The sequence below is a fragment of the Xanthomonas maliensis genome (assembly GCF_009192945.1).
GTDB classification, from domain to species: domain Bacteria; phylum Pseudomonadota; class Gammaproteobacteria; order Xanthomonadales; family Xanthomonadaceae; genus Xanthomonas; species Xanthomonas maliensis.
Genome location: NZ_NSET01000102.1, coordinates 1 through 11329 on the forward strand (window position 1 = coordinate 1; position 11329 = coordinate 11329).

Consider the following 11329-nt stretch of genomic DNA (forward strand, 5'->3'; position numbering starts at 1 on the left):
CAGGACTTCCAGCGCGCCCTCGGGTGCAACGTAGGTCGATGCGTCAAGCGCATCGTGGTCGGGGGCCGGCAGTGCACGCCGATCCAGCTTGCCATTGGGCGTCAACGGCAGTGCGTCCAGGCGTACGACGGCGGCTGGCAGCATGTAGTCCGGCAACACGCCGCGCAGGTGGTCGCGTAATGCGGCTGTCTCAACCTGTGCACCGACGACGTAGGCCACCAGATCGAACTCGCCGGAAGGCCTCTCGCGCGGCAGTACGACGGCGTCCTCAATATCGGGACAAGTCAGTAATGCCGTCTCGATCTCGCTGGGCTCGATACGGAAGCCGCGCAGCTTGAGTTGGCGATCCTTGCGCCCGAGGAAGCTCAGGCTGCCATCGCCACGCCAGCAGGCCAGGTCGCCGGTCGCATACATGCGCGTGCCCGGCGTGGCGGCAAAGGGATCTGGCACGAAGCGTTCGGCGGTCAGGTCCGGTCGGCCCAGATAGCCGCGCGCCAATACGGCGCCGCCCAAATGCAACGTACCGCGCCCGCCGTGCGGCAGCGGGTGGCCGGCGCGGTCCAGCACATAGGCCTGGGTGCCCGGCAACGGGCGACCGATGCCGATCGCAGCATCATCGGCGACGGCTTGCGTGGTCGCCACCACGATGGCTTCGGTGGGGCCGTAGGTGTCCAGCAGCGGCGTGCGCGTGCCCTGCAGCCAACGGTGCCGCATCGCCGGCGTCAGCGCTTCGCCGCCGACGATGACCTGGCGCACGCAGTCGGGGAGTTGCAGCGACTGCGCACACAGCTGTGCCCAGAAGCGGGTCGGCAGATCGACCACGCTGATGCCCGCCTGTGCGCAGCGTGACCAGAAGCGTTCGGTATCGAGCCAGTCGTCGTCGCGCAACACCAACGTGGCACCGCTGCACAGTGCACCGAAGATTTCTTCGACCGAGGCATCGAAGGCCAGCGTGGCGAATTGCAGCACGCGGTCCTGCGGGCCGAGCCCGTAGGTTTCGATCAGGGCAGCCAGGCGCGCGCGCAGACCGTGGTGGGCGACCATCACGCCCTTGGGGCGGCCGCTGGAGCCGGAGGTGTAGATCACATAGGCAAGTTGCTCCGGGTGCAGTGACAGCAGCGGGGCGCTGTCCGGTGCGCTGGCCGCGTCGGCCTGGGCGCGCTCGATCGCGACCACAGGCACGTGCTCCCCCCATGCAGGCGGGCCCTTGGCCTGGTCGACGAGTACCAGCAATGGCTTGGCCTCGGCCACGACCGCAGTGATCCGCGCGTTCGGCTGGTTAGGTTCCAACGGCAGATAGGCGGCACCGGTCTTGAGCACCGCCAGCACCGCGACGATCTGCGCGAGGCCGCGCTGCAGGCAGAGCCCCACGCAATGATCCGGCCGTGCACCGAGTGCGACCAGCTGGTGCGCCAATCGATTAGCGCGACATTCGAGCTGTTGGTAGCTCAGCGCGTTATCGCCTTCAACCACGGCAATCGCCCGCGGTGTGGCTGCGGCCTGCTGCGCAAACCACTGCACCAGGTTGTCCGCAGCGTGCTCGCCGGCAGACGTGTGCGCATCAACTGCCTGTTGCCGCGACGGCGACGGTGCCAGCAGCGGCAAATGACTGACGGGCGTCTGCGCATCGCCGAGCAGGCCATCGAGCAAGACGCCGAAACTCTCCCAGTGGCGCTGCACGGTTTGCGCGTCGAACAGCGCGGTGGCAAAGCGCAGGCTGCCGACGATGCGCTCGCCGTCCAGTTGCAGATCCAGCTCCAGGTCGTACTTGGCATCGCGTGCCGGGCCAGGCAGGACTTCGCTGTGCAGACCGGGCAGCGTCAGTGCGATTTGCGGGGTGTTCTGCCAGCTGAACATGACCTGGAACACCGGCGCATGCGCCAGGCTGCGTACCGGCTGCAGCGCTTCGATCAACTGTTCGAACGGCAGATCCTGATGCTCCTGCGCCGCCAATGCGGTGTCGCGTACCTGCGCCAACAACGCAGCCACCGACGGATCGCCACGCAGATCGATGTGCAATGCCTGGGTATTGACGAACAGACCGATCAGCGCCGCAGTCTCGGCGCGATTGCGTTGGGCAATGGGCGTGCCGATGACGACTTGATCCTGGCCGGCCAGCCGTGCCAGCAAGGCGCCCCAGGTGGCGAGCAGCGTCATGAACAGCGTAGTGCCATGCCGCTGACTGAGCCCGAGCAGCGCCTGCGTACGCGCGGCATCGAGCATGACGGTGATGGCGGCACCGGCGTAATCCTGCTCCGGCGGACGCGCGCGATCGCTAGGCAGGGTCAGCAACACGGGCGCATCGCGCAGGTGCTCCAGCCAGAACTGGCACTGACGTTGCAGGAGCGCAGCATCGATCCAGCGGTGCTGCCAGAGGGTGTAATCGGCGTACTGGATCGGCAAGGCGGGCAGCGGATCGGCGTGGCCGCACACACGGGCCGTGTACAGCGCGCCGAGCTCCTGCAGCAAGACCCCGATCGACCAGCCATCGGCGATCAGATGGTGCAGGGTGACCAGCAGTCGGTGCTCGTCATCGGCCAGTTGCAGCAGCTGCGCACGCAGCAGTGGGCCGCGCTGCAGATCGAAGGCCAGCAGCGTTTCCTGCTCGGCGCGACGCTGTGCTTCCGCTTCAGGATCGGTGGCCTGGCGCAGGTCGATGCGCTCCAGCGCCACACCGCTGTCCGCAGCACCGATGACCTGCACGGCACCGTCGTCGCTGGCGACGAAGCGGGTGCGCAAGGCCTCATGGCGGGCGAGGATACGGTCCAGTGCCCACTGCAGCGCAGCGGTATCCAGCGTGCCGCGCATGACCACACAACCGGGCATCAGATAGGCCAGGTCGGCACGTGCATCGAGTTGTGCCAAGACCCATAGCCGTCGCTGGGCGAAGGACAGCGGAACGGCACCGCTGCGCTCGACCGGCACCATGGCCGGCAGTGCGCTGGGCGGGGCCGCCTCCAGCGCCTGCGTCAGCTCGACCAGGCGCGGACAGGCGAACACCGTTGCCAGCGGCAGCTCCACGCCCAACGTGCTGCGCAACCGCGCGATCAACTTCACGCCGAGCAAGGAATGCCCGCCCAGCGCAAAGAAGTCGTCGTGGCGACCGACGCGCTCCACGCCCAGCAGTTCGCACCATAGCGCGGCGAGATGGGTTTCGCGCTCGCCGCTGGGCGCGACGTAGTCTGGCACTGCCAAGGCGGTGACATCCGGTGCTGGCAGCGCACTCCGCTCGAGCTTGCCGTTGGTCGTCAGCGGCAGAGCGGGCAGCCAGACATAGGCCGAGGGCAGCATGATCTCGGGCAGATGGATCGCCAACTGGCTGCGGATCGTCTCGGCGGTCGATGCAGTGGACTCGGCGATTGCTTCTGCATCGCCGACCAGATAGGCAACCAAGCGGCGTTCGCCGTTGTCCTGGCGTGGTACGACCACGGCGTCGCGCACGCCCGCACAGGCGCGCAGCGCTGCGGCGATTTCTCCCAGCTCGATCCGCACGCCGCGCAATTTGACCTGGTCGTCGTTGCGGCCGAGATAATCGAGCGTGCCATCGGCACGCAGGCGCGCGATGTCGCCAGTCCGATACATGCGCTGGCCGGGGCGCGCGGCGAACGGATCGGGAAGGAAACGTTCGGCGGTCAGGTCGGGGCGGCCCAGGTAGCCGCGCGCCAGTTGCTCGCCAGCGATGTACAGTTCGCCGGCCACGTCCAGCGGCAGGCGCTGTCGATAGGGATCGAGCACGTAGAGCTGCACTGTGGGAAGCGCGCGTCCGAGCGGCACGATAGCGGCCGCGTCGTCATCGTCCACCGGATGGGTGCTGGCCCAGATCGTCGCCTCGGTCGGTCCATACAGATTCCACAGCGGGCCGCCACCGGTGCGCAAGCGATTGGCCAGCGCCTGGCTGAGCGCCTCGCCACCACTGAGCATGCGCAGCGACGCACGGCCCTGCCAGCCGCTCCCTAACAGCATCTGCCAGAAGCCCGGCGTGGCCTGCAGCACCGAGATGGCATGTTGATCGAGCAAGCGCATCCAGTCCGAAGGAGCCTGGCTGGCCTGATCGCCTGCAATGACCACCCGGGCGCCGTGGAGCAACGGAGCGAACAATTCAAGACCGGCGATATCGAAGCAGACTGTCGTGACCGCGAGCAGACGATCCTGCGCCGCGAGCGGAACGCGTGTTTGCAGCGCTGCCAGGAACTGCATCAGCGCCTGATGGCAGACCATCACGCCCTTGGGTCGTCCGGTGGAGCCGGAGGTGTAGAGCACATACGCCAAATGCTGCGGTCGCAGCCCCTGCAGCAACGGCGCCGGATGCGTGGCGTGCCGGGTCCAGACCGCCGTGTCGTCCATCCACACGCGCGGATGTGCGGTGTCCGGGAGCACATGTGCAAGCGTGCGATGCGTGAGCAGGCACTGTGGGCCACTGTCCTGCAGCATGAAGGCAAGGCGTGCAGCAGGATAGATTGGGTCCAGCGGGACGTAGGCGCCTCCTGCCTTGAGGACCGCGAGCAGGGCGACGACCAGGTCGATGCCGCGGGGCAGACAGACCGCTACGCGCACCTCCGGACCGATGCCAAGCGCGATCAGGTGGTGGGCGAGCTGGTTGGCACGTGCGTCGAGGTCGGCATAGCTCAGCTCCGCATGAGCGTCCACCACTGCGATCGCCTGGGGCGTGCGCTGCGCCTGCCGCGCGATCGCGTGGTGCACGTAGCCGTCGCAGACGACGCGTTCTTCGCTGGCACTGTCGAGGTCCAACTGCGCCCGCTCGTCCAGCGAGAGCAGCGGCAGCTGGCTCAGTGGTGTGTGCGGGGCGTTGAGTAGCTCCAGCAACAGTTGCCGCAGTGCGGACAGCAGGCGCCTGGCCAGCGACAGCGGCAGACGTTGTGGGTCGACGTTGAATAGAAACGTCGTCGGACAGGTGGCGTTGTAGCGCCAGGCGACGATGCCTAGTGCAGCATCTTCGTAATTACCGTGCAGGGGACGCATGGTCCGTGCGCCACCAACGATCGGGGTATCGCCGAACGCGCTGAAGTCCTCGACCGAGACGCTGATGTCGAACGGCCGTGGCGCCTGCGGTCCGGCCCCGTTCAACGCCTGCAACGCGTGCCGCAGCGGGAAGCGAGCATGCCGCATGGCCGAGCGCACTTCGGCAGCGACGCTGTGCATCGCCGCAGCAAGGTCTGCAATTGCCGGAACGGACACGGAAATCGGCAATTGTGTGGACAGCATGCCGAGCATGGACCGCTCGGCTGCGTTGTGGCGGTTGTGGACGGTCAGCCCGAACGCGATCGCGCCGCTGTGTGCGCTCAGGCGACTCAGGCAGCTTGCGAGACAGGCGACGACCAGGGTGGTGAACGAGCCTCCCAGCTTATCCGCAAGTGCAGTCAGCTGCTGAAATTGCGCAGGCTCCAGCGCGAAACTCGATATTACGACAGGCTGTCGCCCGACTGCGCCCGTCGTGCTCGGATACAGTGGCGCTGGTCGTGCCCCCAGGCGCGCGCGCCAATGAAGTAGATCACGCTGATAGCGACTGGAGACGAGATAGTCCAGGTCGGCCTCGAGCGCGCGCAGGAAAGACGGCGTGGCGAAGCCGGGATCCGACTCGCCACGCAGGTGCTCGTTATAGCTGTCGACGACCTGCTGAGACAGCATGCCCAGCGACACACCATCGAGTGCAAGATGGTGGCAGAGATACAGGCAGTAGCCGCGATCGGGCGTTGCCTGCAACCATTGAATGTCCCATAGCGGCTGCTCATAATGGACGAACGAGCGCTCCAGGGCCCGCTGGATGTGCGCCTGCACACGCGCTTCGCCATCGACGCTGGTGGTGTAGTCGTGCCAGGGCAGCGAGAACGGCAGTCGTTCCAAGACGCGTTGATACGGCAGTGGCGAGCCTTCGACCAGCACCATGCGCAGGGCATCGTGGCGGGCCACGACGGTGGCGATGGCCTGCTCCCAGAGGTCGCGACGCAGCGTGCCTTCGAAGCTCATCACGCAACCGATCGTGTAGCTGGGCCGGTCGGGCGCGAACAATTGGCCTAGCCAGACCTCCTGCTGTGCCGAGCTGAGCGGATGCGCGGCGTCGCGGTCAGGGGGGGCGGCGTCGAAGGGGCTCATGCGTTCACCGCGATGGTGGATGGCGGTAGGGCAACCGAGGTGTGTGCGCATTCGCGCACATTGGCCATCCACCACTGCGCAAGTGCCTGGCTATGCGGCCTGCTCAGCACGGTCATGTGGTTGCCGGGGCCCTGCCAGGGACGTAGGTCGGTCGTATGCGCGGCCCAGGCCTCGCTCAGCTCCCGGTACGTGTCCGCCTGCTGCTGCGCGTGCTGGGCGTTGGCGACCAGCACCAGGTGCAGGCGGCCCGGATAGGGGCGGCTCGGGTGGTAGTTGGTACGGCAGCAATGGGCGAAGGTCGCGAGGCTGCCGCGGACTGCATCGCTGCGCGAGCGCGCCGGCATCAGGCCATTGGCCACCATCAGCTGGTGGATGCGCGCGATCAGCGCCTCCTGGCCCAGTGCGTGCAGGGACTGGCGGTCAATCTCCATCGGCGTCCGCAGGCGCATCTGCAGCGCGTCGATGAAGTAGTCCACGATGGTGTCGCGCTTGCAATCATCGGCAACCCGCGCGCGATTCGGCGGGCGGGTATCGATCAGGGTCAGACTGGCTGGTGGGCGTCCCAACGCATGCAGGCGCAATGCCATTTCGAACACCACCCAGCCGCCGAATGAGTGGCCAATCAGGTGCAGCGGCGATGCGGCGCTGGCGACCTTGGGCAAGGCGTCCAGATAATGCTGCGCAGCCAGTTCCACCGAGCCGTAGGGCGGATAGGCGCTGTCGATCCCACGCGGCTGCATGCCGACCACGCTGCAGGTTTCCCCCAGCGCGCTGCTCAGCTCGATAAAGCCGGTGACGCTATCGCCCGCACCCGGAACACAGACGACCACCGGCGCGGCGGTGCGCGCCGATTGCAGCGTGAACGAAGGCTCATACGGAACAGCGGACCCCGCCGCTCCGCTGCCGGACAAGGCCGCCGTAATCGATCGCCCAATTTCCGGCAGATGCTCGGCGGCGATCATCGACACATGGTTGCCGGGGACGGCGATCGTGCGTATCTGGCGCTGAGGCAAGAGCCGCGACCAGCCAAGCATCGGATCATCGATTGCGGAGATGGAGGCGTGGAAGACCGTCAGTGTGCAACGTGGATCGAGCGGCTGTACCCAATACGTCGGCCATAGGCGCTGATAGGCAGCACTCAAGCGACAGTTGCCGACGATCTGTTCCAGGCTGGTCTGTTCTTGAGCGAGCAGCATCAGCAGCGCGGGCTCCGCCTCGGCCTGCGCGGCCAGTTCCTGCAGCGATACCTCGGCCGCGTTCGCAGTCAGACGGCGGCATGCGGCCTGGATGGCGTCGTCGCTGCTTGAATCTTGCAACAGCGTTTCCAGACGCTCGATCAGGCGCTGCTTGGCAGCCTCGTCCAACGGCATCGGATCCGGCGCCTGCTCGGGGTAGTCGCAATCGAGCAGGCCGAGGAAGGCCACCTGCTGGTCGTGCATACCGAAGTGTTGGGCGATCGCGTAAGCGAGCAGGCCACCGGAGGAATAGCCGAGCAAATGGTAGGGGCCGTGCGGCTGCACTGCCTGGATCATGCCGACCATCTGCACGGCCAGCGCTTCCAGCGTGGCAGGCAACGGATCCGGCCAGGGCAAGGCATAGATCGGAACATCCGCATCGAGATGGGCCGCCAACTCGAAGGCGTAGGCGATATCGGCGATACCGGTCGGCAGCACAAACAGTGGGGGGCGCGAGCCCTGGCGGCGTGCCGCGAGCGCGCGGCTGCCCCAGGCATCGGCACCGCCAAGCAGGCATTCTGCCTGCTGGCGTAGAGTGGGGCAGGCGTAGATCAGTTGCAGCGTGAGCGGCAGGCCGACGCGCTGTGCGGCGGTCATTAACCGCAATGCCGTCAGCGAGTGGCCACCCAGTTCGAAGAAATGGTCGTCGCGTCCGATGCGCCGCGGCCCCAGTACACCGGCCCAGAGTTTGGCGAGACTGCGTTCCAACGCATTGGCTGGCGGCAGTCGCTCGCCAGGCGCGCTCAGCGTGGTTTCCGGATCCGGCAGCGCACGCCGATCGAGTTTGCCGTTAGGCGTCATTGGCAAAGCGTCCAGGAACATATAGGCGGCTGGGAGCATGTAGTCCGGTAGGCGCGCGGCCAGGCGGGTGCGCAAGACGTCGGCGCCAAGCGTGCGGTCACCGACCAGGTAGGCGATCAACCGCCGGTCGTCGCCGTCTGCCCGTGCGACGACCGCCGCCTCGCGGATGCCATCGCAGCTGCGCAACGCCGCTTCGATTTCGCCCGGCTCGATGCGGAAACCGCGCAGCTTGACCTGCTGGTCGCTGCGGCCCAGATACGTCAGCACGCCATCGGCGCGCCAACGTGCCAGATCGCCGCTGCGGTAGCTGCGCTGGCCCGGCCGCGTGGCGAACGGATCGGGCACGAAGCGTTCGGCCGTCAGGTCGGGCCGGCCCAGATAGCCGCGCGCCAACTGCGGCCCGGCAATGGCGAGTTCGCCCGCCACGCCGATTGGCGACAGCCGGCCATGCGCATCCCGCACCTGCAGGCGGGTGCCAGGCAATGGCCGTCCCAGCGGCACGACGCTGCCGGCGTCGCTGTCCAGCACCGGATGTGCGCTGGCCCAGATGGTGGCTTCGGTGGGGCCATACAGGTTCCACAGCTGGCCACCACCGGCACGCAAACGTTGCGCCAGATCCTGCGGCAAGGCTTCGCCACCGCAGAGCAACCGCATGTTCGGGGTGCTCTGCCAGCCGGCGTTGAGCAACAGCTGCCAGAACGTCGGCGTGGCCTGCAGCACCGAGATGCGCTGTGCGTCCAGCAGTTGCATCCATTCAGCCGGATCGTGCAGATCGGCGGCAGCGATGACGACGCAGGCGCCGTGCAGCAGCGGCGCGAACAATTCCAGGCCGGCGATGTCGAAGCCGAGGGTGGTGACGGCCAGCAGACGATCGTGCGGCGTCAGTGGCAGCGGCGTCTGCAGGGCGCCGAAGAAGGCCGCCAGCGCGTGGTGCGGAATGACGACGCCCTTGGGCCGGCCGGTAGAGCCGGACGTATAGATGACATAGGCCGGATGCTGCAGGTGCAGGGATGGCACAGCGGGGGCGTGGGCCGGAGCGCAGGCCCATAGCGCCGCGTCATCGTCCATTCGGACCTGCCGTAGATCCTTGCAAGGTCCGAACTGCGTTGCGGTCTGCCTATCGGCGATGACAACCTGCGCGCCGGCGTCCGCCACCATCGCGTGCAACCGTGCCGTTGGGGCTTCGATATCCAGCGGCAGATAGGCAGCGCCGGCCTTGAGGATGGCCAGCAGGGCGATGAGCTGGGCACTGCCGCGCGGCAGGCAGATGGCAACCATGCTCTCCGGCGTCACGCCCACTCCGATCAGGTGATGAGCGAGCTGGTTGGCGCGGGTATCGAGTGCGGCGTAGCGGAGTTCGGTCTGGCCGTCGATCACGGCGATGGCATCGGGCGTACGCTGCGCCTGCGCTGCGATCTGGTGGTGGAGGAAGTCGGGCTCCGCTGACGCGGGTGCGGGAGGATTGAAGCGCTGCACCTGGATTCGTTCGTCTTCTGGCAGCACGTCCAGCGTATGCAGCGCGGTCTGCGGCGCCTGCTCCAGGGCCTGGACCAGCACCTGCACGGTGTGCTGCATCAGCGCGGCCATGCGCTCGCTGCCGATGTGCGCCACGCACTGCACATCGAACGAGAAGCCACCGTCCGCGGTCTGGTCGTTGACCGAGACCACCAGGGGATAGTGGGTGCGGTCGCGACCGCCCAGCGCTTGCACCTCGGCCAAGGGATCGTGCGGCGCAGCGGTGTCGTCGCTGAGCACGTTGCTGCCGCCGGCGTAGCGGTAGTTGAGCAGGGCATTGAGCAAGGGCGCGGCCGGATCCAGGCCGCTGCAGCGCTGGGCCAGCGCCAGCGGGGCGTGCTCGTGGTGCAGCAGGCGGGCCAGCGCGTGCTGGGTGTCGCGCAGGGCTTGCTGCACGCTGCCCTGCGTACCGCCCAGCCGGATCGGCAAGGTGTTGAGGAACATGCCCAGCACGCGATCCACACCAGCGCTGGCGTGCATGCGGCCGAACAGCAAAGTGGCAAAGACGACGTCATCGCGACCGCTGATGCGGCCCAGCAGCAGCGCATAGGCCAGGTGGAACACGCTGGCCGCGGTGACGCCCTGCCGACGCGCCTGGTGACGCACAGCGGTGGCCAGTGCGATCGGCAAGGGACGATGCAACTCCTCCACCGTTGCCGGGTCCTGCACCGGCGCCAACACGCCGAACGGCGCAGTGGGCGCATCGAGATCGCCGAGCATCTGGCGGAAGAACGCCTGGTGCTCCTGGGTGGACGCGCCGGCCAGGGTATGGGCGACGAAGTCGCGGAACGGCAGCGGCGCCGGCAAGGCCTGCGCGTTTCCACGCAGATGCGCCTGCACCTCTTCGATCAGCAGTTCCAGGGTGGTGTGGTCCATCACCAGGTGATGGTGTTGCAGGCCGAGCAGGCAGCGGCCATGCGCCGCGTCGTCGGCCAGATGGGCGTGGATCAGCGGGGCATGCTGAAGACGTAGCGCGGTCTCTGGCGCATGTAACCGCGCTTGCAGCGCGACGGCCGGATCGGCGTTCTCGATGACGTGCTGGTGTCGTGGCAGCGTCGCCTTGCGCCAGACGACCTGCACAGGTACTGGCACGCCTTGCCAGACCAGGCTGGTGCGCAGGATGTCGTGGCGGGCGATGACCTGGTCGAGTGCCGCGAGGAAATCCTCGCGCTGGGCCGCGGTCGGGAATGCGAGCAGGGTGGAATGCAGATAGGGATCGGCGAGTGGATCGGCCAGATGGTGGAACAGCAGGCCTTCCTGCAGCGGTGCCAGCGGATAGAGGTCCTGCACATTGGTCACGCCACCGTCGACGCTGGCGACGACAGTGTCGATCTCGGCCTGGGTCAGTTCCAGCAGCGGCAGCAGGTCCGGAGTGATGCGCGGGCAGTCGGCGGTGATGCGGTTGGGCGGCACGAGGACATCCGCTGCGCCGTGCAGGCGGCTGGCGAGCCCGGCAACGGTCGGTTCGGCGAACAGGCTGCGCACGTCCAGCTGCCAGTCGAGCCGACGCAGCCGTTCGATCAACTTCACCGCCAGCAGCGAATGGCCGCCGAGGGCGAAGAAGTTGTCGTGTCGGCCGACCTGCGGCACCGCCAAGAGCTCGCTCCACAGCGTGGCGAGCAGGGTTTCCAGCTCGCCTTGTGGGGCGAGGTAGGTGCCGGTGACCA

The 11329-nt window shown here is 67.4% G+C and carries 2 protein-coding genes; both read right to left on the reverse strand.

Translation table 11 applies throughout. From position 1 onward, the window contains the following. Positions 1–6111, reverse strand: a 6111-nt coding sequence (locus CKY51_RS21815; protein ID WP_170292365.1) for a non-ribosomal peptide synthetase, incomplete at its 3' end; no start/stop codon positions are given. Continuing rightward, positions 6108–11329, reverse strand: a 5222-nt coding sequence (locus CKY51_RS21820; RefSeq protein WP_152250003.1) for a non-ribosomal peptide synthetase, incomplete at its 5' end; no start/stop codon positions are given. The genes CKY51_RS21815 and CKY51_RS21820, both read right to left, overlap by 4 nt.